The organism is Microbacterium sp. ACRRU, assembly GCF_022346945.1.
GTDB classification, from domain to species: Bacteria; Actinomycetota; Actinomycetes; order Actinomycetales; family Microbacteriaceae; genus Microbacterium; species Microbacterium mcarthurae.
The window spans coordinates 70,106-92,800 of sequence record NZ_JAKRNI010000008.1 but is presented as its reverse complement, the minus strand read 5'-3'; the positions used below and the strand labels follow the sequence as shown (position 1 = coordinate 92,800).

General features: G+C 70.8%; 18 protein-coding genes and 3 tRNA genes. 13 read left to right on the top strand and 8 right to left on the bottom strand.

Features of this window, described 5'->3' with window-relative positions; all coding sequences use genetic code 11:
* A partial coding sequence (locus MHY30_RS06605; RefSeq protein ID WP_239276081.1) for a M23 family peptidase occupies positions 1 to 974 on the bottom strand: 974 nt, incomplete at its 3' end.
* A gap of 216 nt (positions 975 to 1,190) precedes the next feature.
* On the opposite strand from MHY30_RS06605, the gene MHY30_RS06600 reads away from it, so the two are divergent.
* The 3 genes from MHY30_RS06600 (at position 1,191) to MHY30_RS06590 (ending at position 1,500) form a co-directional block, all read left to right on the top strand.
* Positions 1,191 to 1,263: transfer RNA gene (locus MHY30_RS06600), tRNA-Glu, on the top strand.
* 26 nt (positions 1,264 to 1,289) lie between these two features.
* Positions 1,290 to 1,363, top strand: a tRNA-Asp gene (locus MHY30_RS06595).
* 64 nt (positions 1,364 to 1,427) lie between these two features.
* A tRNA-Phe gene (locus MHY30_RS06590) sits at positions 1,428 to 1,500 on the top strand.
* A gap of 106 nt (positions 1,501 to 1,606) precedes the next feature.
* On the opposite strand, the gene chrA is transcribed toward MHY30_RS06590, so the two are convergent.
* Both chrA and MHY30_RS06580 read right to left on the bottom strand, forming a co-directional pair.
* Positions 1,607 to 2,800, bottom strand: coding sequence for a chromate efflux transporter (chrA, locus tag MHY30_RS06585; protein WP_239276080.1), 1,194 nt, complete (start codon positions 2,798 to 2,800; stop codon positions 1,607 to 1,609).
* 44 nt (positions 2,801 to 2,844) lie between these two features.
* Complete coding sequence (locus MHY30_RS06580; RefSeq protein WP_239276079.1) at positions 2,845 to 3,801, bottom strand: Gfo/Idh/MocA family protein; 957 nt, start codon at positions 3,799 to 3,801, stop codon at positions 2,845 to 2,847.
* A gap of 115 nt (positions 3,802 to 3,916) precedes the next feature.
* Between MHY30_RS06580 and MHY30_RS06575 the strand changes: the two genes are divergently transcribed.
* The 7 genes from MHY30_RS06575 (at position 3,917) to MHY30_RS06545 (ending at position 11,250) form a co-directional block, all read left to right on the top strand.
* The gene (locus MHY30_RS06575; RefSeq protein WP_239276078.1) at positions 3,917 to 5,068 is read left to right on the top strand and encodes a polysaccharide deacetylase family protein; all 1,152 of its coding nucleotides are present in this window, start codon (positions 3,917 to 3,919) and stop codon (positions 5,066 to 5,068) included.
* Between the two features lie 135 nt (positions 5,069 to 5,203).
* Positions 5,204 to 6,328 carry a glycosyltransferase family 2 protein gene (locus tag MHY30_RS06570; protein WP_239276077.1) on the top strand — a complete coding sequence of 375 codons (1,125 nt, stop codon included), beginning with the start codon at positions 5,204 to 5,206 and terminating at the stop codon, positions 6,326 to 6,328.
* 45 nt (positions 6,329 to 6,373) lie between these two features.
* On the top strand, positions 6,374 to 6,628 hold the full coding sequence (locus MHY30_RS06565; RefSeq protein WP_022879717.1) for a glutaredoxin domain-containing protein: 255 nt from the start codon (positions 6,374 to 6,376) through the stop codon (positions 6,626 to 6,628).
* A gap of 11 nt (positions 6,629 to 6,639) precedes the next feature.
* Positions 6,640 to 7,572: a hypothetical protein gene (locus tag MHY30_RS06560; protein ID WP_239276076.1), complete on the top strand. Its 933-nt coding sequence runs from the start codon at positions 6,640 to 6,642 to the stop codon at positions 7,570 to 7,572.
* Entirely contained in the window at positions 7,562 to 8,809 is a 1,248-nt protein-coding gene (locus MHY30_RS06555; protein ID WP_239276075.1) for an aminotransferase class V-fold PLP-dependent enzyme, read from the top strand. Before MHY30_RS06560 ends, MHY30_RS06555 begins: the two co-directional genes overlap by 11 nt.
* Before the next feature lie 79 nt (positions 8,810 to 8,888).
* Positions 8,889 to 10,631, top strand: a complete 1,743-nt coding sequence (locus MHY30_RS06550) for a sodium:proton antiporter (RefSeq protein WP_239276074.1) — start codon at positions 8,889 to 8,891, stop codon at positions 10,629 to 10,631.
* 148 nt (positions 10,632 to 10,779) lie between these two features.
* Entirely contained in the window at positions 10,780 to 11,250 is a 471-nt protein-coding gene (locus tag MHY30_RS06545) for a dehydrogenase (RefSeq protein ID WP_239276073.1), read from the top strand.
* A 99-nt stretch (positions 11,251 to 11,349) separates the two neighbouring features.
* Here MHY30_RS06545 and MHY30_RS06540 read toward each other — a convergent pair whose 3' ends face one another.
* From MHY30_RS06540 to MHY30_RS06530, 3 genes are all read right to left on the bottom strand, one after another.
* A complete protein-coding gene (locus tag MHY30_RS06540) occupies positions 11,350 to 13,695 on the bottom strand; it encodes an excinuclease ABC subunit UvrA (RefSeq protein WP_239276072.1) in 2,346 nt (781 codons plus the stop codon).
* A gap of 109 nt (positions 13,696 to 13,804) precedes the next feature.
* A complete protein-coding gene (locus tag MHY30_RS06535; protein WP_239276071.1) occupies positions 13,805 to 15,340 on the bottom strand; it encodes a DEAD/DEAH box helicase in 1,536 nt (511 codons plus the stop codon).
* Positions 15,341 to 15,524: 184 nt separating this feature from the next.
* Positions 15,525 to 16,097 carry a DNA-3-methyladenine glycosylase I gene (locus tag MHY30_RS06530; protein WP_239276070.1) on the bottom strand — a complete coding sequence of 191 codons (573 nt, stop codon included), beginning with the start codon at positions 16,095 to 16,097 and terminating at the stop codon, positions 15,525 to 15,527.
* Positions 16,098 to 16,180: 83 nt separating this feature from the next.
* Here MHY30_RS06530 and MHY30_RS06525 point away from each other — a divergent pair, with 83 nt between their 5' ends.
* Positions 16,181 to 16,381: a hypothetical protein gene (locus tag MHY30_RS06525; protein ID WP_239276069.1), complete on the top strand. Its 201-nt coding sequence runs from the start codon at positions 16,181 to 16,183 to the stop codon at positions 16,379 to 16,381.
* Between the two features lie 52 nt (positions 16,382 to 16,433).
* Here MHY30_RS06525 and MHY30_RS06520 read toward each other — a convergent pair whose 3' ends face one another.
* Both MHY30_RS06520 and recQ read right to left on the bottom strand, forming a co-directional pair.
* Positions 16,434 to 18,536 carry an acyl-CoA dehydrogenase gene (locus MHY30_RS06520; RefSeq protein WP_239276068.1) on the bottom strand — a complete coding sequence of 701 codons (2,103 nt, stop codon included), beginning with the start codon at positions 18,534 to 18,536 and terminating at the stop codon, positions 16,434 to 16,436.
* Between the two features lie 376 nt (positions 18,537 to 18,912).
* On the bottom strand, positions 18,913 to 20,952 hold the full coding sequence (gene recQ / locus MHY30_RS06515; RefSeq protein WP_239276067.1) for a DNA helicase RecQ: 2,040 nt from the start codon (positions 20,950 to 20,952) through the stop codon (positions 18,913 to 18,915).
* Positions 20,953 to 21,107: 155 nt separating this feature from the next.
* On the opposite strand from recQ, the gene MHY30_RS06510 reads away from it, so the two are divergent.
* Positions 21,108 to 21,446, top strand: coding sequence for a GNAT family N-acetyltransferase (locus MHY30_RS06510; RefSeq protein ID WP_239276066.1), 339 nt, complete (start codon positions 21,108 to 21,110; stop codon positions 21,444 to 21,446).
* A complete protein-coding gene (locus MHY30_RS06505; RefSeq protein WP_239276065.1) occupies positions 21,443 to 22,465 on the top strand; it encodes a pirin family protein in 1,023 nt (340 codons plus the stop codon). Before MHY30_RS06510 ends, MHY30_RS06505 begins: the two co-directional genes overlap by 4 nt.
* The last annotated feature ends 230 nt before the right edge of the window (positions 22,466 to 22,695 follow it).

Here is a 22,695-nt window from a genome sequence, read left to right as displayed (position 1 = left end):
CCGCCACCACCGCCGCCACCGGAGTTGGCGGCCGCGTTCCGACGGTCGCGTTCCTCCTGCTCGCGCTGGGCCCGGGCGCGGGCTTCGGCTTCCTCACGAGCGCGGCGCTCGCGCTCTTCACGCGCCTTGCGCTCGGCCTCGACGCCGGCCTGGTAGTCGGCCACGGTCTTGGCCGTGGTGTCCTTGAGCGCCGCGAGCTGCGCCTCGAGCACGACCTGGTTGGCCTGCTGCGCCGCGAGGGCGGCCTGTGCAGCGTCCGCAGCCTGCTGTGCGGCGACCATTTTCTCTTCGGCGATCGTCTTCAGGCGGTCGCGTTCGGCCTTGGCGTCTGCGGCCTGGCTGCTGAGGTTCTTTGCGCTGTCGCGAGCCGCCACCGCGGCGGCGTACACCGAGCGGTTGCGCTCGAGGAGCTTGTCCATCGTCCCGAGCTTGGAGAGCAGGTCATCCGCCGTCGCCGCCGAGCCCGAGAAGAAGAGATCGAGCGAGGTGTCGTCACCGCCGCTGCGGTACAGCTGCGCCGCGACCTTCCCCGCCTTGGTCGCGGCATCCGTCGCCTTCGCCGCTTCCGCGTCGGCTTGCGCTTGGAGCTGCTGGGCGCGGTAGTCCGCATCGAAGTAGGCCTGCTGCGCCGCGTAGTACTCGTCCGAGCGCGCGACGACCTCGGCCTGCGTGCGCGCGACCTCGGACTGCAGCCCGGCGATGAGGCCCTGGATGCGGCTGATCTCGGCCGCCTTCGCGGCTTCGTTGGCGCGCGCGGCTTCCACGTCGGCCCACGAGGGGTAGTCGGCAGCGAACGCCGGCGAAGAGGAGACCAGCGACGGGACGGTGGCGCCGAGAGCGCCGAGCGCGACCGCGCCGAAGGCACCGATCTTCAGGGCGCTCCGCCGATCGAACGACGGCCAGAGACGGGCCCGCTCCGCAGGGGTGGGCGCGCAACCGCAGTCGTCCGCGCCGTCGGGGGGTTCAGGCGTCACGGGAATACCTCATCTCACCGGTTCGCAACTCGGACCACAGTAGCAACACGAATCACACGAACAACAGGGCGAGTTCCCGCTGTCGCAGCCCAGTGTGGGCCCTCGACACGCCAGGGCGGCGGAGCGCCACGCCCTCGATTGGCAATCTCGAGAATCATGAAGTAGGCTCGGTCGTCGGCAAGTGAGCACGGAATCGCAAGAATCCGAGCATCATCCGGCCCCATCGTTTAGCGGCCTAGGACGCCGCCCTTTCACGGCGGTAGCACGGGTTCGAATCCCGTTGGGGTCACTCACCGGTCACAATTAAACAAGCATGGCCCTGTAGCGCAGTTGGTTAGCGTGCCGCCCTGTCACGGCGGAGGTCGCGGGTTCAAGTCCCGTCAGGGTCGCTCCATAGCGACGGGCCTTCTTTCGAGGAGGCCTTTCGTCTAGGAAGCGGCAGACATGTCGCTCGGCTCTGTAGCTCAGTTGGTAGAGCGTTCGACTGAAAATCGAAAGGTCACCGGATCGATGCCGGTCGGAGCCACAAGGGTGATCATTACAATCACCCCAGAAACCCTCGCGTAGCTTCTACATCGCGGGGGTTTTGCTTTTCCCCGGCCGCTCCGCGGTTCCGGATGCGAGCCCGCCGCCTACGTCAGCGCGAGCGCGACGCCGCCCACCGCTCCCACGATCACCACGACCCAGGCAGGGACACGGAACGCCGTCAGCAGTACGAACCCGACGAGCGCCAGCACGAACGGCCCGGGTCCGGTCACGGCGGTCGTGAAGACCGGCGTGTACAGCGCCGCGCCCAGGATGCCGACGACGGCCGCGTTCGCGCCCCTCATCGCCGCGCGCACGCGGGGACGGCCGCGCAGCGCGTCCCAGAAGGGCAGCACCCCGACGAGAACGAGGAAACCGGGGACGAAGATCGCCGCGAGCGCGACGAGCGCGCCCACCACCCCGCCCGGCCCGACGGAGGACACCGCGCCCAGATAGGCGGCGAACGTGAACAGCGGACCCGGCACCGCCTGCGCGGCGCCATAGCCGGCGAGGAACGTGTCGGGCGACACCCACCCGTTCTGCACGACCTCGGCCTGCAGCAGCGGCAGGACGACATGCCCGCCGCCGAACACCAGAGCCCCCGATCGGAAGAAGGCATCGGCGAGCGCGATCACGCCCGAACCGGTGACGACCGCCAGAACAGGCAGCCCCAGGAGCGCCACGGCGACGAGGACGAGGCATCCGATCCCCATCGCCCGCGAGACGCCGAAGCCCGGCACCGACGCGCCCGCCTCGGCGCCGCCGTCGCGCAGCAGGAGCAGCCCGGCGACGACGCCGATGATGAGCGCACCGATCTGCCCCACCGCGCCGGGCGCGAAGAGCGCGAGGGCGGCGGCGACGACGGCGAGGCCGGCGCGCGGCGCGTCGGGGGTGAGCGAACGCGCCATTCCCCATACGGCCTGGGCGACGATGGCGACGGCCACGATCTTGAGTCCGTCCAGAATGCCGCCGCCCACCGGGCCGCCGAACAGCGAGGCCCCGGCGGCGAACGCGATCAGCAGCACCGCCGACGGCAGGGTGAAGGCGAGGAACGCCGCGAGGGCGCCGAGGAAGCCGGCGCGCTGCAGCCCCATCGCGAAGCCCACCTGGCTCGACGCGGGGCCGGGGAGGAATTGGCACAGGGCGACGAGATCCGCGTAGGCCCGGTCGTCCATCCAGCGGCGGCGCACGACGAGGTCGTCGCGGAAGTACCCGAGGTGGGCGATCGGACCGCCGAACGAGGTCACGCCCAGCCGGAGGAACGCCAGGAAGACCTCGAGGACGGTACCGGTCCGTGTCATCCCCCCTTCCTATCGCGCGGGAGGAAACGACGGATGAATCGAGGTCAGCGCAGCGGACGTTCCAAGAGCCGATCGACCAGGCGAAGCGTCTGCGCCGTACGGTCCTGGTCGCGGGTGATGTCGGCGCCGAGCACGGCATCTCGGAATCGCTCGACCTCGCCGATCATGGGGTTCTCCGCCGCCCGGACCTCGATGACTTCGGGGACGCCGCCCCGCGGGATCAGCTCGAGCCGGCGCGGAGCGTCGATCGCGTCGATCGTCACCGAGGCGTCCTCGCCCTGCATCTCACTCGGGAGCGCCGTGTCGGTGATCTTCGACCACGCCACGTCCGCGATGAAGCCGTCGTACTCCGCCGTGGCGCTGCCCAGCCCGTCCGTACCCGACGCGATTCCCACGCGAGACCCGTCGATCCCGCGCGGCTCTCCGAAAAGCAGCACGAGCGCGTGCAGCGGGTACACCCCCAGGTCGCGCAGCGCACTGCCACCCAGCGCCGGGTCAAAGATGTTCGTCTGCTCGCCCGCGAGCACGTGGTCGTACCGCGCCGAGCGCTTCTCGTACCGGAACGAGACGCGGCGGATCCGGCCGAGCCGCGGCAGCACGTCCGCGACCGCGCGGATGCCGGGGTCGTAGGCCGTCCGCATCGCCTCGAGCAGCACGACACCGCGGTCCCGCGCGCGCTGCACGAGAGCGTTCCAATCCCCCGCCGTGAGGACGGCGGGCTTCTCCACGAGCACCGGGATGCCGGCATCCAGGGCCGCGCGGATCTGTTCCGCGTGCACCGCGTTGGGGCTGGCGAGGTAGACGGCGTCGACGTCGTCGGCGGAGAGGAGGGCGTGAAGGCCGTCGGCGACACCGGGCGCGCCGATGCGGTCGGCGAAGGCACGTGCCCGCTCGGGGTCGCGCGAGGCCACGCGACCCAGTTCCACGCCGTCGACCGCGCCGACGGCATCCGCCAGGCGCTCCGAGATCGAACTGGTTCCGACGATGCCGATACGGATCATGAACCCATCATCGCGGGCCGCGCTCTGCGCGATGGTGCGGGAACTGCGCGAATCGTCCTCGCTAGGATCGCCGTGATCGTGGGGACGATCACCACAACTGGGTGGGGGAGGTTCGATGGTCACGCGCGCGCAACGCCGCCGGGCTGCCCGACGCCTGCGCCTTCGGCGCACGGTCGCCGTCGTCGTGGCGGCCGTTCTCGTGGCAGGAGGCGTGACCGCCGTCGCCGTGACGCGCGGCGCTCTGGGAACACCCGCGGTCGAGGCGGATCAGCCCGCCACCGCGACGCCGACCCGCACGCCGACCCCGACGCCCACCCCTCTCACCCCGGCGCAGAAGCTGCTGTCCACCACGCGCGATCCCCGGGCGTGCGTCGTGTCGTTCGCCGGGGACGGCATCGCCATCGAGCCCCAGATGCAGACCCAGGAGGCGAGGTACGAAGCCCTGCCCCTTCCCCGCGCCGACGGCCGGGTGTTCGCGGGCTGGTACTCCACCGCCGCCGAGGCCGAGTCGCTCGAGGTCCCGGCGCGCGTGAACGGCGCCGACCTGGTCGCCTGCAGCGCCCGGGAGAAGACGCTGTACGCCGCATGGACGACCCCCGAGGCGAACGTGGCAGAGGACGCCGGCATCCCGATCCTCATGTACCACCAGTTCACTCGGAAGCCGGAGGGCGAGGAGGGGTGGCTCCGGGGCAACTACGCGTTCGTCGACGACTTCGACGCGCACATGGCGTACATCCAGGAGTCCGGGTTCTACCTGCCGACCTGGGACGAGGTGAGCGCCTTCATCGACGGGGCGCTGTATCTGCCGAAGCGTTCCGTCGTGATCACCGACGACGACGCCGACAGCTCGTGGCTGGAGCTGGCGGCACCCATCGTCGATCGTCGCCAGCTCCTGACCACCTCCTTCGTCATCACCTCCGCCCGCACCGAGAGCACTCCCAACCGCTTCGTGCTGCAGCGGTCACACACGCACGACATGCACCGTGCCGGAGCGAACGGGCGGGGCCGGATGGTCAACGATGACGCCGACACCATCGCCGCCGACCTGTCGCAATCGGCGGCGATCCTCGGCGCGAAAGAGGTCGTCGCCTACCCCTTCGGTCACCATGACGACACGACCAAAGAGGGTCTGCGACGCGCGGGATTCGAGCTCGGCCGGACGGTCGAGCCCGGGTACGTCCGCATCGGCACCGACAAGCTCGCGCTGCCGGTGATCCGCGTGAACTACGGCATGACCGTCGATGATCTGAGGGATGCCATCGGCTGACGACGGGGGAAATGGCACCGCTCGCGAACGTGAACGTCCCGCTAGCTCCCAGGTAACTGATCCACAATCCCAGTTTGGGCACGCGTCGGCCGGTCTACGCTGTGTACTTCTGGCTTCACCGAAACGCGAGTACCCATGGACCTATCCGTCATCGTTCCGACCTTCAACGAGGGTCCGAACGTCGCCGAGCTCGTCCGCCGCACCACTGCTGCACTCCCCGGTCGAGCCATCGAGATCCTCTTCGTCGACGACTCCACCGATGACACCCCCGACATCATCCGCGCCGTCTCGGCGGAGGCATCCGTTCCGGTGCGCCTGCTGCACCGCGACCAGCCCGTCGGCGGTCTCGGCGGCGCCGTCGTCGAGGGCATCCGCGCGGCGGCATCCGATTTCTGCGTCGTGATGGACGGCGACCTACAGCACCCGCCCGAGGTCATCGCCGAGCTGCTGTCGCGCGCCGAGGTCGGCGACGCGGATGTGGTCGTCGCCTCCCGCTACATCGCGGGCGGTACGTCCGACGGGCTCGCGAACGCCGTGCGCACCCTGGTCTCCCGGGGATCGACGATGCTGACCAAGGCGATGTTCCCGCGGAAGCTGCACAACTGCTCCGACCCGATGACGGGTTTCTTCCTCATCGACCGCCGCGCACTCGACGTCGAAGAGTTGCGCCCGCGCGGGTTCAAGATCCTGCTCGAGATCCTCGCGCGCAAGCAGATGCGCGTGGCCGAGGTGCCGTTCTCGTTCGCCGCCCGCTTCGCCGGCGAATCGAAAGCCTCGTTCAGTCAGGGCATGCGCTTCCTGACCCAGCTGACCATGCTCCGATTCGGCCGGATGTCTGCCTTTGCCGTCGTCGGCGGCCTCGGCGCCGTGGCGAACCTCCTCATCACGTGGGGGCTGACCAGCCTCGGTGTGCAGTACCTCATCGCCTCGGTGATCGCGAGCGTGCTGACCATCATCGGGAACTTCCTCGCGCTGGAGTACCTGGTCTTCGCCGACATGCGTGCCGAGTCCGGTCTCATGCGGCACCGGTTCCTCAAGTCCTTCACGTTCAACGGCATCGAGGCGATCGTCCGGATCCCGTTGCTGTGGCTGCTCGTGAGCGCGGCGCACCTCCACGTGGTGATCGCGACGGCGCTGACTCTCATCGCCGCCTTCGTCGTCCGCTTCGTCTATCACGCGCTGGTCGTCTACGCCCCCAAGAAGAACCGGCTCTCCCGGCTCCCTCTCCCCGAGACGCTCGAGGACGAGCTGACAGCCTGACGGCCCGACGGGCCGCGGCCCATCTCGGCCGCGTACGCTGGAAGCATGTCCGACGCATCCATTCGCATGTTCGGCGCCGACTGGTGCCGTGACTGCATCCGCACGAAGAAGCAGCTCGACGAACTCGGTGTCGCCTACGAGTACGTCGACCTCGTGGCCGACCCGGCGGCCGCCGACGTCGCCAAAGAAATCTCCGGCCGCACGAACATTCCCGTCGTGGTCTACCCCGACGCCTCGCACCACGTCGAGCCGTCGAACGCCGACGTCGAGGCCAAGCTCCGCGAGCTCTCGCTCATCTGACCCGCCATCCGATGCTCACCGCCGCGTGGCCGATCCGCCGCGCGAGCGGTGAGCTCGGGACGGCTCTCCCGGCCTTCATCGACCACCACGTGCATACGCATCTCATCGATGCGCACCTCCTGCCGGCCCGCGGAATCGCGGGGGTCGTCGATCTCGGAGGTGATCCCGCGGCCCTTGCCCGTGGGGTGACGGGGCTGCCGCGTGTGAGGTTCGCCGGCGCCTTCCTCACCGTTCCGGGCGGGTATCCGAGTGGGCGCACCTGGGCCCCCGACCGGGTCGTGCACACCGTCTCGAACGCCTCGGTGCATCCCGGTGTCCCCGGCGGCGCACGCACCGCCGTCGACGCGCAAGCCGACGCCGGCGCCGCCGTGATCAAGGTGGCGATGAACGCCGACGCCGGCCCCGTGCCTTCCGACGACGTCCTGACCGCGCTCCTCGCCGCCGCGCACGAGCGAGGTCTGCCCGTCGTTGCGCACGCCCAGGGCGCCGGGCAGGTCGAGCGGGCGATCGACGCGGGCGTCGCGGCGCTCGCTCACACCCCGTCCGACACGGGGCTCTCCCGACGGGCGCTCCGGCGCGCGGCCGACACCGGGCAGATCTGGATCTCGACCCTCGACATCCACCGTGGCCCCCCTCGCGAACGCGCGATCTCGCACCTCCGCGCGTTCGCCGACCGCGGGGGCCGCGTGCTCTACGGCACCGACCTCGGTAACGGCAGCCTCCCTCTCGGCGTCAATCGCCGGGAGCTCCTCGCCCTGCACCAGGCCGGGATCCGCGGCGACGCCCTCGTGGCATCCCTCACCGACCCCTGGCCCGCGCCCGCCCGCACCGACGCGGTCCGGAGCTTCGTCGAAGGCCCCGCCCCGACCGACCCCACCGACCTCGCGACCTGGCTGTCGCGCGCGATCGTCGTCCCCACCGAGGAGCTCACCCGTGTCGATTGACCCCCGCGCCGCGTTCGCCGCAGAGGCCCGAGCGCTCGACGCCGCCGATCCCCTCGCCGGCCACCGCGATGCCTTCGCCGGGGCGGAGTCGCCGCTGGTCTACTTCGACGGCAACTCCCTCGGCCGCCCGCTTCGCGTCACCGCACAACGACTCGCCGACTTCGTTACGGCGGAGTGGGGCGGACGCCTGATCCGCGGGTGGGACGAGTCCTGGATGCAGATGCCCTTCCGGATCGGCGACCGGCTCGGGCATCTGGCGCTCGGCGCCGCAGCGGGGCAGACGGTCATCGGAGACTCCACGACGGTGCTGCTGTACAAGCTCCTCCGCGCGGCGCTCGCCGAGCGGTCGGCGAGCGACCCCGCACGGGTCGAGATCGTCGTCGGTCGAGACGACTTCCCGACCGACCGTTACCTCGTCGAGGGGATCGCCGCCGAGCGCGGGGCGCGGGTCGTGTGGATCGAGGTCGACACCACCCGCGGAGTGGACGCCGACCTGCTGCGCGCCGCGGTCGGCCCGCGCACCGCCGTCGTCCTGCTGAGCCACGTCTCGTACCGGTCCGGCTACCTGGCGGATGCCGAGACGCTCACGCGCATCGCCCACGAGGCCGGCGCCCTCGTCCTGTGGGATCTCTGCCACTCCGCCGGATCCGTTCCCGTGGAACTCGACGCGTGGGGCGTGGACCTCGCGGTCGGATGCACGTACAAGTACCTCAACGGGGGTCCGGGGTCGCCGGCGTTCGCGTACGTCGCCGCGCGACACCAGTCCGCGCTGACCCAGCCGATCCAGGGATGGATGGGCGCAGCCGACGTCTTCTCGATGGGGCCCCGCTACGAGCCCGCCGACGGCATGCGGAGGTTCCTCTCCGGTACGCCGCCGGTCCTCGCCATGCGGGCGATGGAGGACACGCTCGACCTGATTCAGGATGCCGGCATCACGGCGATCCGCGACAAGTCGGTGGCGCTGACCGCGTTCGCGCTGCGCGTGAGCGACGGCATCCTGGCTCCGCTCGGTGTGACGCTCGCGTCGCCGCGGGACCCCGCCGAACGCGGCGGCCATGTCACGCTGTCCCATCCCGCGATGCGGGCGGTCACGGCGCGCCTGTGGGCGCAGGACGTCATCCCCGACTACCGCGACCCGCGGGGCCTCCGGATCGGTCTCGCGCCGCTGTCGACGAGCTTCGCCGAGACGCTCACCGGACTCGAGGCCGTCGCCGAGGCCGTGCGCGCGGAGAGCTGAGCGCCCCAGGGCCCTGCCGGTCGCGGCGGAGGCTGCGCCGACGTGGTCGAAGGCGTCGCCGCGGGTCTAGCCTCGGAGGGTGATCGACCCCCTCCTCATCGTCGTCGGCGGGATCGTGGTGGTCTCGCTGGTCACGGTCATCGCACCGCGGTTCAATATCGCCGGGCCCCTCGTGCTCATGGCCATCGGGCTCGGGGTGAGCCTGCTGCCGTTCGTCCCCGCGTTCGCCGTCGAGCCGGAGATCATCCTCGTCGGCGTTCTGCCGCCCCTGCTGTACTCCGCAGCGGTCCAGCTTCCCGCGATCGAGTTCCGCCGCGACTTCGCGCCCATCGCCGGGCTCTCGGTCCTGCTCGTGGTGCTGAGCTCGCTCGGCCTGGGTCTGTTCTTCGCGGCGGTGATCCCCGGTCTCGGGCTCGCCCTCGGCGTCGCCCTGGGTGCGATCCTCAGCCCCACGGATGCCGTGGCCACCTCGATCGCGAAGCGCCTCGGGATCGCCCCGCGCGTGGTCACGATGCTCGAGGGCGAGAGCCTGCTCAATGACGCCACGGCGCTCGTGCTCCTGCGCACGGCTGTGGCCGCCGTGGCATCCGGGTTCGCTTTCATGGATGCCGTCGGAAGCTTCGCATGGGGCGTTCTCCTGGCCCTCGCGCTGGGAGGCCTCGTGGGGTGGGGGAACCTGCGCGTCCGAGAACGCGTGCGCAACCCTGCGGCCAACACCGCCCTGAGCTTCACCGTGCCGTTCATCGCCTACCTGCCCACCGAGCACCTCGGCGGATCGGGGCTCGTCGCGGCCGTCGTCGCCGGGATCGTCACGGGCCAGGGGGCGGCGCGACGGTTCACCCCGGAGCAGCGCGTCAGCGACCGGCTGAACTGGCGCACGATCGAGCTCATCCTCGAGGGCGGCGTCTTCCTCGTGTTCGGACTGGAGCTGAAGGACATCGTCCGCGCCAACCTGCAGGAGCACGAGGGCCTCTGGCACGGGACGTGGCTGGCCCTGTCGGCGTTGGGCATCGCGCTGCTGATTCGCGCCGTCTACGTCGCGGCCCTGATCTGGCTACAGGGGCGGCGCAGCCGCGGCACCGCCCGCGGGCGGGAACGCGCGCGACGCGCGAGCGAACGCGTCCACGACCTCGAGGAGGCGTACCGAGCCAACCCCGACGCGTTCGGTCGGCGGGGCGCGAGTCCGGAGCGCGCGCGGGAACGCTTCGCGTGGGCGCGTCGGCGCATCACGCGCACGCTGGCCGATCTCGACTACTACCGCGACGCACCGCTGGGGTGGCGGCACGGCACCGTGATCGTCTGGGCGGGGATGCGCGGCGTCGTCACCCTCGCCGCGGCACAGACCCTGCCCCGGGAGACGGTCGAGCGCCCCCTGTTGATCTTCGTCGCGTTCCTCGTGGCTCTCTTCAGCCTGCTGCTGCAGGGACTCACTCTCTCGGCGGTCGTGCGGGCGCTGGGCTTGTCCGAGGGCGGCGGCGCGGGACCCACGCGAGAAGAGCAGCGGGCCCTGGATGCCGAACTCCGCGGAGCGGCGGTCGCCGCGGTCACGTCGGGAACGCTGGCGCGGCGCAACGGGGAGCCGTTCCCCGCGGAGCTCGTGGAGCGAGCCGGCGCCCGGCTCACGCGGCCCCCCGACGACGATGTGACCGCTCGCGCGCGCGACCTCCTCGAGCTGCGGCTGGCGTCGATCGAGGCGATGCGGCGGGAGCTCAACCGCATCAGCCACGACGGCCGCTACAGCACCGCGGCTCTCCGGCACGCGCTCGCCGAGCTCGACGCCGACCAGCTGAGCCTCGAGCTCCGCATCGACGGCGAGGACTAGCGCCCTGTCCGCGCCACCGGTGTCCATCGAGTCCGCGAGACTTCATCGGGCCGACATCCCTACGGCAGGGTGCGCCACAGTTGCCGGCGCGATGAAGTCTCGGGGAGGGACGGGCGGGGCGTGCGGCAGAATAGAGGTGGAGGTGCCCATGAGCGAGCCCATCCCGACGACGGCGTCCACGGACGCTGTGAGCGCGACCGCGCCCGTCGCTCACACCGCGGCCGACTGCCCCCAGTGCTTCACCGAGATGCAGGGCGACGGAACGTGGTGGCGTGCCCGTCCCGCGGGATCCCGTCTCGTCGGGCTCGTGGTGTCGCGGCCGGGTCTGCCCTCCGTGGTGCAGCAGCGAGACGACCTCTCACGCTTCGGAGTGCCCATCGAGGGCTTCCGCCACCCCGCGCCCGAGACGCTCGAGGACTGGGCGGCGCGTCTCGACCGCTTCTTCGGCACGCTGAGCCGCGGCGATGTGCTCGTGGTCACGACCGTCGAGGTTCTCGGCGTCTCCCGCACCGACGCCTCGCGCGCGGTCGCCGAACTCCGGCAACGCGGCGTCATCGTCAAGGTGCTCGCCCACGGCGACCGGCACCTGCACACCGCGACCGTCACTCCCCCGGCGTGAGCTGCCCGGCGGGCCACCGCTGACGAACGACGGCACCCCGCACCCGCGGAATCGACACGGCCCACGTGCTCGCGGCGCCGCCCCATGCCGGCGGGCGCCTCACGCCCCGACGTACCGCGACAGATGCTCGCCGGTCAGGGTGGATGCCGCGGCGACCAAGGCCGCCGGCGTCCCCTCGAACACGACCGTGCCGCCGTCCCGGCCGGCCCCCGGCCCCAGATCGATGATCCAATCGGCGTGCGCCATGACGGCTTGGTGGTGCTCGATGACGACCACGGTGTTGCCGGCATCCACGAGTGAGTCGAGCAGGGCCAGGAGCGTGTCGACGTCGGCGAGGTGCAGACCGGTGGTCGGCTCGTCGAGGACGTACACCGCCCCCTTCTTCGCCATCGAGATCGCAAGCTTCAGGCGCTGACGTTCCCCGCCCGAGAGGGTGTTCAGCGACTGGCCGAGGGTGATGTAGCCCAGACCGACCTCGACCAGACGCCCCAGCACGGCGACCGCCGGACCGCGCGTGAGGAAAGCGGATGCCTCGTCGACCGACATCGCGAGCACCTCGGCGATGTTCTTGCCGTCCAGCGTGTACTCCAGCACCGCGTCGGCGAAGCCCGACCCTTCGCACAGCTCGCACAACGTCTCGACCGTGGACTGGAACCCGAGCTCGGTCACGATCACGCCAAGGCCCTTGCACGCGACACACGCCCCCTCGGAGTTGGCGCTGAACAACGCCGGCTTGACGCCGTTCGCCTTCGCGAACGCCGCGCGGACGGCATCCAGGACGCCGGTGTAGGTGGCGGGGCTACTGCGTCGAGACCCCTTGATCGGCGACTGGTCGACGACCACGACGTCGTCGACTTCGGGCAGGTTGCCGTGGATGAGCGACGACTTGCCCGATCCGGCGACCCCGGTCACCACGGTGAGAACGCCCAGCGGCACGTCGACATCGACATTCTTGAGGTTGTGCTGGGCCGCACCGCGGATGGGGATCGCCCCGGTCCGCTCGCGCACCGCGGGCTTCAGCCGCGCACGGTGGTCGAGGAACCGGCCGGTCAGGGTGTCGGACGCGCGGAGACCGGAGACGTCTCCCTCGTACTGGATGGCGCCGCCCGCTCGTCCCGCGCGCGGCCCCAGGTCGACCACGTGATCCGCGATCTCGATGACCTCGGGCTTGTGCTCGACGACCAGCACCGTGTTGCCCTTGTCCCGCAGCTGGCGCAGGGTGTCGTTCATCCGCTGGACGTCGTGCGGGTGCAGTCCGGCCGTGGGCTCATCGAAGACGTAGGTGATATCGGTCAGGCTCGACCCCAGGTGGCGGATCATCTTCGTGCGTTGCGCTTCGCCGCCCGACAGCGTCCCGCTCGCCCGGTCGAGGGAGAGGTAGCCGAGGCCGATGTGGACAAAGGCGTCGAGCGTGTCGCGGAGACCCCCGATGAGCGGCGCGACCGACGGGTCGTCGATGCTTCGCACCCACGCGGCGAGGTCGGTGATCTGCATCGCCGCGGCATCCGCGATGTTCACCCCGCCGATCCGGGACGAGCGCGCACCCTCGTTCAGGCGCGTGCCGCCGCACGCGGGGCACGCCACGAAAGTGACCGCGCGGTCGACGAACGCGCGGATGTGGGGCTGCAACCCCTCGCGGTCCTTCTGCAGCATGCTCTTGGTGACCTTGGGGACCAGCCCCTCGTAGGTCATGTTCGTGTTGGCGATGCGCACCTTGGTCTGTTCGCCGTAGAGGAAGATGCGGCGTTCCTCCGCGGTGAAGTCGCGCACGGGCGTGTCGCCGTCGAAGAATCCCGACTCGGCGTAGATCCGCACCATCCAGCCGTCGGCGGTGTAGCCCGGCACACGGATCGCGCCCTCGTTGAGCGACTTGGACTCGTCGACGAGTTCTGCGACATCGATGTCGCTCACCTGGCCCAGCCCCTCGCAGTCGGGACACATGCCCCCCGTGATCTCGAACGACCGGCGTTCCTTCTGCCCCTTGCGGGAGCCCGCCGCGAACTCGACCGCACCCGCCCCCGAGAGGGAGGGGACGTTGAACGAGAACGCCTGCGACGACCCCACGTGCGGCTGACCCAGCCTGCTGAACAACATGCGCAGCATCGCGTGCACGTCGGTCGCGGTGCCCACGGTCGAGCGGGCGTTGGGTGCCATGCGCTCCTGATCGACGCGGATCGTGGCGCTGAGGTTCTCAAGGGCATCGACGTCGGGACGCGACGGCTGGCCCATGAACTGCTGCACGAACGTCGGATACGTGTCGTTGATCAGCCGCTGGGACTCGGCAGCGATGGTGCCGAAGACGAGCGACGACTTCCCCGAGCCGCTCACTCCGGTGAACACCGTCAGTCGCCGTTTGGGAACGTCGACGTCGACGTTCTTCAGGTTGTTCTCGCGGGCTCCGCGCACGCGGATCACGTCGTGGGTGTCGGCGGGCGCATCGGACATGGCGGCTCCTCGGGTCGAACCTCAGTGTGCCGGAGGCCTCCGACATCCGCGACCGCGAACACGACGACGCCCCCGCGGAACATCCGCGGGGGCGTCGTGTCTGCGCGTGTCAGCCCTGGGCGCGACGGTTCGTGCGCGGGCCCCGACCGACGACCATGCCGGTCGTGGGGGTGCCGGATGCCGAGCGCCCGGCGCCCTGGGGACGTGCCGTGCCCGCACCCGCGCGGGCGGTGCCGCCCTGTCCGCGGCCCGCACCGGAGCGCTGGCCCTGGCGCGCGGGCTGCGCGCCGTCGGCGGTCGCGGCACCCTGACCGGCTCCACGCCCCCGACGTCGGCGACCCTCGCCGGGCGCGGACGTGCGGGGGGCGGCATCCGAGGACCCCTGCCCGCGGGCGGCCCGCTTGCGCTGAGCGTTGGCACCCTGCGAACGCCCGCCGCCCTGCGGCTGCGCGACGATCGGCTCGGGCTTGACGTACGGGGCGACCTCGCCGACGAGCGCGACGACCTCGGGGGATGCCGGGGTCACCGGCTGCGGGGTGACGGCGATCTTGGCCTTGCGGAGGATGTCGAGGGTGTCGCGACGCTGCTCGGGCAGCATGATCGTGACGACATCGCCCGCGGTGCCCGCGCGCGCCGTACGGCCCGAGCGGTGCAGGTATGCCTTGTGCTCGACGGGCGGGTCGACGTGCACGACGAGCTCGACGCCGTCGACGTGCACACCGCGCGCGGCGACGTCGGTGGCGACGAGCACCTTGGCGCGGCCGTCGCCGAAAGCGGCGAGGTTGCGGTCGCGCTGCGGCTGCGAGAGGTTGCCGTGCAGGTCGACCGAGGGGATGCCGGCGGCCGTCAAGGCCTTCGCCAGCTTCTTGGCCTGGTGCTTGGTGCGCATGAAGAGGATGCGGCGCGCGGTGCCCGAAGCGAGCGTCTGCACGAGCTCCTTCTTGGCATCCGCATCGGCCGAGACGAACACGTGGTGCGTCATGGCGGCGACGTGCGAGTGGGCCTCGTCGACGGAGTGCAGCACCTCGTTGCGGAGGAAGCGCTTGACGAGCTTGTCCACGCCGTTGTCGAGCGTCGCCGAGAACAGCAGACGCTGGCCGTCGGCGGGGGTCCGGGCCAGCAGGCGGGTCACGCCGGGAAGGAAGCCGAGGTCGGCCATGTGATCGGCCTCGTCGAGGACCGTGATCTCGATCGCGTCGAGGCTCGCGAAGCCCTGACCGATGAGGTCTTCCAGGCGACCGGGGCAGGCCACGAGGATGTCGACGCCCGCGGCGAGGGCGTCGACCTGACGCTTCTGGTTCACACCGCCGTAGACGGTGGTCGTCACCAGGTCGTAGGCAGCGGCGAGGGGCTTGATGACCTCGTCGATCTGGTTGGCGAGCTCGCGGGTCGGGGCGAGCACGAGAGCGCGCGGACGGCGACCGCGGCGACGGTCGCTCTTCGCGGCGAGCCGGGCCACGAGGGGCAACGAGAACGCGAGGGTCTTGCCCGAGCCGGTCTTACCGCGACCGAGCACATCGCGCCCGGCCAGCGTGTCGGGCAGCGTGTCCGCCTGGATCGGGAACGGTTCGTTCTTGCCCTGCTCGGCGAGCACGGCGATCAGGGGCGCGGGCACGCCGAGGTCGGTGAAGGTCTGGGACGTCATGAAGTCTCCTGCCGGCGCGCACGCGCGCACGGCGGTTCGGGATGCCGCGATGCTGCGGCTGCAATGGGCGAAGGCGCCGGGTGGCGCATCCGTTCGCCGTGAAGGTCAAAGGCCCGCGGGAAGGGGGCCGGTGCGTTCGACGACGCGCGGAGCGAGAGCTCCTGCATCCAGTCTAGCGGTGCGGTCAGGCGGCCGCGCGCCAGCACCCGGCGACGTGGTCGTCGACCATGCCCGATGACTGCATGAGCGCGTACATGGTGGTGGGGCCGACGAAGCGGAACCCGCGGCGGCGGAGTTCTCTGCTCATCGCCTCGGACTCGGGCGTCACGGCGGGCACCTCGGCGAACGACGACGGAGGCGTGTGGCTGGCGGGCGCGAACGACCACAGCAGGGCGTCGAGCTCGCCGTCAGCCATGTCGGCGACGAGGGCGGCGTTGCCGATCACAGCCTCGATCTTTCCGCGATGGCGGATGATCCCGGCATCCTGAAGCAACCGGTCCACGTCGTCGGGCCCGAACGCGGCGACGACCGACGGTTCGAACCCGTGGAACACCTCGCGGAAGCGCGGACGCTTGCGCAGGATCGTGATCCACGACAGCCCGGCCTGGAAGCCCTCGAGGCTCATCTTCTCGAACAGAGGACGATCGCCCCGCAGCTCGGTGCCCCACTCTTCGTCGTGGTACCGGCGGTACTCGGCATCGTCGCCCGCCCACGCGCACCGGGCTCTGCCGTCGGCGTCGATGATGAGGTCGCTCATGCTCTCAGGGTAGGCCGGGGTCCCGACACGATCGCCCGCGAGACAGCTGGTCAGCCGACCGGCGGGCCGCTAGCCTCCGGGCTATGCACACCGTTCCCCTCGGTCCTCGTCGGACACGCGTCTCGCTCTTCCTCGGCCTGGTCCTCGCGATCATCATGATCGTCGTCGGTCTGGTGGCCATCGGCGTGGACGGGCCGCTGTGGTTCGCCCTCATCATGCTGTTCGCGGGTGCCATCATCGCCGGAATCGCCATCGTCCGTCTGGTGCTCCTGCGCCGCGCCTGACACGGCGGAGGGCGGCGGCCTCACGACCACCGCCCTCCCCACCGATCTGCGCCTACTTGCCCGGCTTCTTCTCGGGCACCGGGGCGTTGCCCGAGGCCCGCAGCGCCGCATAGTACGACGCGGCTTCGTTCTGGCGGTCGTCCTCCACCCCGGTGGCGATGGACGCGCGAATGTGCTCGGGGCCGTACCCGAACGCGTCGACGAGGTCCTGCGCGTGGGGGCGCAGGCGAACGCACAGGCGGTCGATGTAGCTCGACACCGCGGCCGCGCGCTGCGTCGACAGCCGCCCGTTGATGAGGTACCAGGCGAGGTGCTTCTCGATGAGCTGCAGACCGAACAGATCACGCAGCCACGTCAGCACCTGGCGGGTGTTGTCGTCGCTCACGCGGTTGATCGCGTCGGTGAACGCCTCCCACTGCAGCAGCTCGCCATGGGCCCGGGCCGCCTCGATGAGCTCCGCCTGGTTCTCGTTGAACAGTGCCGCCGCGTCCTCACGGGAGAGCTTGGATGCCGGGCGCAGGCGCCCCGCGATGTCGGCGATCATCTGCTGCACCCGGTCGGCGAGCAGCTCGTGCTGCTGCTGTGCGCGCAGGCCCCGTTCGACCGAGCGCGCCGTGGAGCCCAGGTCGGTCACGGCCTGGCCGAGCTGACGCATGCCCGCACCGTGGAAGAGCTTCCCGGCGGTCTGCCCGACCGCGAACGCGGCGAGGGCCTTGGCATCCTTGCCCTTGAACTGACGGGCGTAATCGGCGAGCAGGCGCTTACCGACGAGCTGCAGCAGGACGTTGTTGTCGCCCTCGAAGGTCACGTAGATGTCGAGGTCGGCGCGCAGCCCCACGAGACGGTTCTCGAAGAGGAATCCCTGACCGCCGCACGCCTCGCGCGACTCCTGCAGGCTGTCCAGAGCGTGCCAGGTCGACAGCGGCTTGAGCGCGGCGGCGAGGGTCTCGAGGTCTTCGCGGTCGGCATCCGTGTCGAGGCGACCGCTGAAGACGCCGTCGAACTTCTGCAGGAACTCGTCGTGAGCGAAGATCTCGGCGTACGTGGTCGCCAGGCGCGGGAGCAGGCGGCGCTGGTGCTTGCCGTAGTCCAGCAGCGTGACCTCGGGGGTTCCGCTGCCGGAGTCGAACTGACGACGCTGGTTGCCGTACGTGATCGCGATGGTGAGGCCGATGGCCGACGCCCACGCGGCGGCTCCGTCGAGCGAGACGCGACCCTGGACGAGCGTGCCGAGCATCGTGAAGAACCGACGACCCGGGCTGGCGATGTCGCTGGAGTACGTGCCGTCGGCGGCGACGTCGCCGTAGCGGTTCAACAGGTTCGCGCGCGGCACCCGGACCTGGTCGAAGTGCAGGCGGCCGTTGTCGATGCCGTTGAGGCCGCCCTTGAGGCCGTCGTCCTCGCCGCCGATCCCGGGCAGGAAGTTGCCCTCATCGTCACGCAGCGGCACGTAGAAGCAGTGCACGCCGTGGTTCACACCGTTCGTGATGAGCTGCGCGAACACCGTCGCCGCCTTGCCGTGCAGCGCGGCGTTGCCGAGGTAGTCCTTCCACGCACCACGGAAGGGCGTGTGGATGACGAACTCCTCGGTGTCGGCGTCATAGGTCGCCGTCGTACCGATCGCGGCGACGTCCGAGCCGTGCCCGGTCTCGGTCATCGCGAACGCCCCGGGGATCTCGAGGCTCATGATGCCCGGCAGCCACTTCTCGTGGTGCTTCTGCGTGCCCAGTTGCAGGACGGCCGACCCGAACAGCCCCCACTGGACGCCCGACTTGATCTGCAGGCTGGGGTCGGCGGCCACGAGCTCTTCGAACCCGGCGATGTTCGCGCCGTTGTTCTCCTCGCCGCCGAAGCGCTTCGGGAACGCACGATGCACCGCCTTTCGGGCGACGAGTTCGTGCAGCTGGCCCAGAGTGCGCTCGCGGTGCGCGTCCATGCCGAGGCTGTCGTCGCGCCAGAAGATCGGGTCCTTCAGCATCTCGCGCGCCTCGCGGCGGGTCTCGGCCCACGTGCCGAGCAGGAGGTCGGTGACCCGCTCGATGTCGATGCGGTTCTCGGCCGCCTCCGCGGCCGAGTGGGCCGCGGTGGGCGCTCCCCCGACGGGCGTACGCGTGCTCGTGGCGGGCGTGGTGGGACGGACGGCGGCGTCGGTCATTTTCGGCACCTTTCGACGTTGCAAAGGGATGCCTCCACGGTAGGAGTCCCACAACGGTCGATCAAACACTGTATTGGGTGTGCACAAGCCCGGCGGCCGACGCTGCCGCCTGTCGTTGTGGGGCGTCAACATCTTGGTGACGTCCGGCCGGGAGCCGGGCCGAGCGGACTGGCGCCGCGAGAATAGGCTCCGCGCCGGAAACAGGGCGATATCGCGCGCATCAGCCTGTTCTCGACGCATCGCCTGTTCTCGATGCATCGCCTGTTCTCGATGCATCGCCTGCTGCGGAGACACGGCCGACACGGGCGCCGCGGTATCGCCGCGGCACAGCGCGCAGGAGCACCGCAGCGGCACCACTGCAGCGTGGCGGCCGAGGTCAGTGCTGGGCCACGACGGTCAGGATGCCGTCGCCGTAGGCCTCGCGCTTCTTGGCGCCGATGCCGGTGATGCCGTCGAGGTCGCTCATCGACGCGGGTCGCTCGGCGGCGATTGCGCGCAGTGTCGCGTCACCGAAGACGATGTAGGCGGGGACGCCCTGCTCGCGGGCCTGCTCCGCACGCCAGGCGCGCAGCGCCTCGAACAGGTCGCGGTCCCCCGCGGCGACATCGTCGGCGCTGGACTTGCGCGGACGGCTCGACCCGCCGCCACTCGAGCGGCCGAGCGCATCGCGGCGCAGGGGCACCGGCGTCTCCCCCCGCAACACCCCGGCCGACGCCTCGCTGAGGGCGAGAGTGCCGTAGTCGCCCTGGGCGACGATGATCCCGCGGGCGAGCAGCTGACGGATGACACTGCGCCAGTCCTGATCGGAGAGGTCGGCGCCGAGTCCGTACGTGGTCAGGCGGTCGTGACCCTGCTGCGCGATGCGGTCGGTCTTGGCACCGCGGAGGATGTCGATCAGGTGTCCGGCACCGAAAGCCTGCCCGCGCTCGCGCTGCAGACGCACGATGGTCGACAGCAGCTTCTGCGCGGCGATGAGCCCGTCCCACGTGTCGGGAGGCGTCAGGCACGTGTCGCAGTTGCCGCACGGCTCGGACTGCTCGCCGAAGTACGACAGGAGGTTCTGGCGGCGGCATCCGACCGTCTCGCACAGGGCCAACATGGCATCCAGGTGCTGTCCGAGGCGCATCTTGTACGACCGGTCGCCCGGCGACTGGTCGATCATCCGGCGCTGCTGGACGACATCGCCGAGACCGTAGGCCATCCACACGACCGAAGGGTCGCCGTCACGGCCGGCGCGGCCCGTCTCCTGGTAGTAGCCCTCGACCGACTTCGGCAGGTCGATGTGGGCGACGAAGCGCACGTCGGGCTTGTCGATGCCCATCCCGAACGCGATCGTCGCGACCATGATGACGCCGTCGTCGCGGAGGAAGCGCGACTGATGAGCGGCTCGTACCGACGCGTCGAGACCCGCGTGGTAGGGCAGCGCGTCGAGACCCTGCGCCGCGAGATAGGCCGCCGTCTGTTCGACGCTCTTGCGACTGAGGGCATAGACGATGCCCGCCGACCCCTCGGGCTGCGAGCGGATGAACGACACCAGCTGACGCCGAGGGTCGACCTTCGCCTCGATGCGGTACTGGATGTTGGGTCGGTCGAAGCTCGCGATGAACGTGCGAGCATCGCGCAGGCGAAGACGCTCGACGATCTCGCGCGCGGTCTCGGGCGTCGCGGTCGCGGTGAGCGCCATACGCGGCACGCCGGGGAAACGATCGGCGAGGTCGCCGAGGGCCAGGTAATCGGGGCGGAAATCGTGGCCCCACTGCGACACGCAGTGCGCTTCGTCGATGGCGATGACGCTGAGCTGCCCGCGCGACAGCAGCCCGAGGGTCTGCGCACCGTTGAGGCGCTCGGGCGCGACGTACAGCAGGTCGAGATCACCGGCGAGATAGGCCTGCTCGACGGCCTGGCGCTCGGCGGGCGCCTGCGTCGAGTTGAGGTACGCCGCGCGGACGCCGTTGGCCACGAGCGCGTCGACCTGGTCGTGCATGAGCGCGATGAGAGGGCTGACGACCAGACCCGTGCCCGGGCGAACCAGCGCCGGCACCTGGTAGGTGACGCTCTTTCCACCGCCCGTGGGCATCAGCACGACGGCGTCCCCGCCGTCGACGACCCGTTGCACGATCGCGGCCTGATCGCCGCGGAAGGTGTCGTAACCGTAGACCTCGTGCAGCACGTCGCGCGGGTCGCGCCCGGTGAAATCCCGCACCTCGGGCAGCTCGCGCGCGGTTCCGGTCGCGACGGCGGCACGCGCGAACGGTGAGGCCGTGGCATCCACCGGCGGAGGCGGCGCGTCGGGATCGTCGGGCGGCGCGAACAGATCGGGGTCCCAGTCGGCGCCCGCATAAGGATCGTCGTACGTGTCGAACGCGTCGGGCGGCGCGTCGGCGTACGGCTCGGGGGCGGCGCCGGGGAATGTCACCCGACCACGGTAACCCGGGCCGCCGACACCGGCCGCCCGCTCTCACCGCGGCCGTGGAGGACATCGGGATGACGCGACATGGGGAGACGGGGTGGGATGGCGGAACACCGTGCACCCTGCCAACGTTGAGGATGACACCGACGACCGGAGGCGACATGACCGACGATGTGACCGTGACCCGCAACGACGGGGCCCACCGCTACGAAGTGCACCTGGACGGCGAATTGGGCGGCATCCTGAAGTTCCGCCCCGCGGGAGAGGGCCGTGTCGTCCTCCCCCACACCGAGATCGACGGCGCGTTCAAGGGCAAGGGCCTGGGATCGGCGCTCGCGAGCGAGGCCCTGTCCGACCTCGCCCGCCGCGGCGAGACCGTCATTCCGACGTGCCCCTTCGTCTCGCACTACCTGCGCGAGCACGATGTGCCCGGTCTCGTGATCGACTGGCCGGACGAGGCCGACGCCGCCGACTCCGCCGATCCGAGCGAGCCGGCATGACCCGCCTGGACGTCGCCCCGCCGGCATCCGAGGGTCCCGTCGAATGCGACGGCCCACGTGCCCTCGTCGTTGAGGCCCGAGAGGTTCCGCTGGGCGGCGTCCGCGGTATGGAAGTGCACCGGACGCTCCCCCACCGCGCCCTGCCGATGGTGGGCGCCTGGTGCTTCCTCGACCGTTTCGGGCCGCAAGAGACCCTCATGAGGGTGGAACCGCACCCCCACATCGGGTTGCAGACGGTGACCTGGCCGATCGTCGGCGAAGTGCGCCATCGGGATGCCGTCGGCAGCGACGTCGTGGTCCGCCCGGGGGCGTTGAACCTCATGACCAGCGGCGAGGGCATCGCGCACTCGGAGTACTCCGTCGGCGATGCGCCCATTCCGCTCGACGCGCTGCAGTTGTGGGTCGCGCTCCCCGAGTCGCGGCGCCACGGCGAGCCGGCGTTCGAGCGGCACGAAAATCTGCCCGTCGTCGATCTCGGCGACGGCGCCGACGCGGTCGTCGTGATGGGTCGGCTCGGGGGCGTGGCATCCCCCGCGACCGCGCCCACCCCCCTCGTCGGTGCAGAGATCCGGCTGCCCGCGGGCGTTCCCGTACGCGTGCCTCTCGAGGCGGGCTGGGAATATGCCCTGTACGGCATGATCGGCTCGGCCGACGTGGAGACGGGCACGGATGCCGTCGACGCCGACGCCGCGCGACGTGCGGCTCCTTCGATGGCGGCGGGTGCCACGGCATCCGTCGACGCGTCGCGGCTGCTCTACCTGGGTACGGGACGCGATCACGTGGAGATGGTCGCTGCGGAGGGCGCCCGGGTGTTCCTGCTCGGCGGGGAGCCGTTCGAGGCCGACATCGTCATGTGGTGGAACTTCGTGGGCCGCTCGCACGATGAGATCGTCGCGGCGCGCGAGGCGTGGGAGGCGCAGGCCCCGCGGTTCGGTGCCGTCGTGGATCACGGCCCCGAGCGCATCCCCGCGCCCCCGCTTCCCGCGGTGCGGCTGACTCCCCGCCGCCGGAGGGTGTAGCCGCGAGCGCCGCGCCGTCCGGCGCGCCCGGGGCGCCGCCCGTGCCGGGAGTTCAGTGTCCACAACACGCGGACGCGGGCCCCTGGCATCCGCGTGTCCTGGACACTCAACGGCGCCCGGCGCAACCGGCACACCCGGCACACGCGGCACACGCCGCCCCACCGCCGGAAGTTCAGTGTCCACAACACGCGGACGCGGGCCCCCGGCATCCGCGTGTCCTGGACACTCAA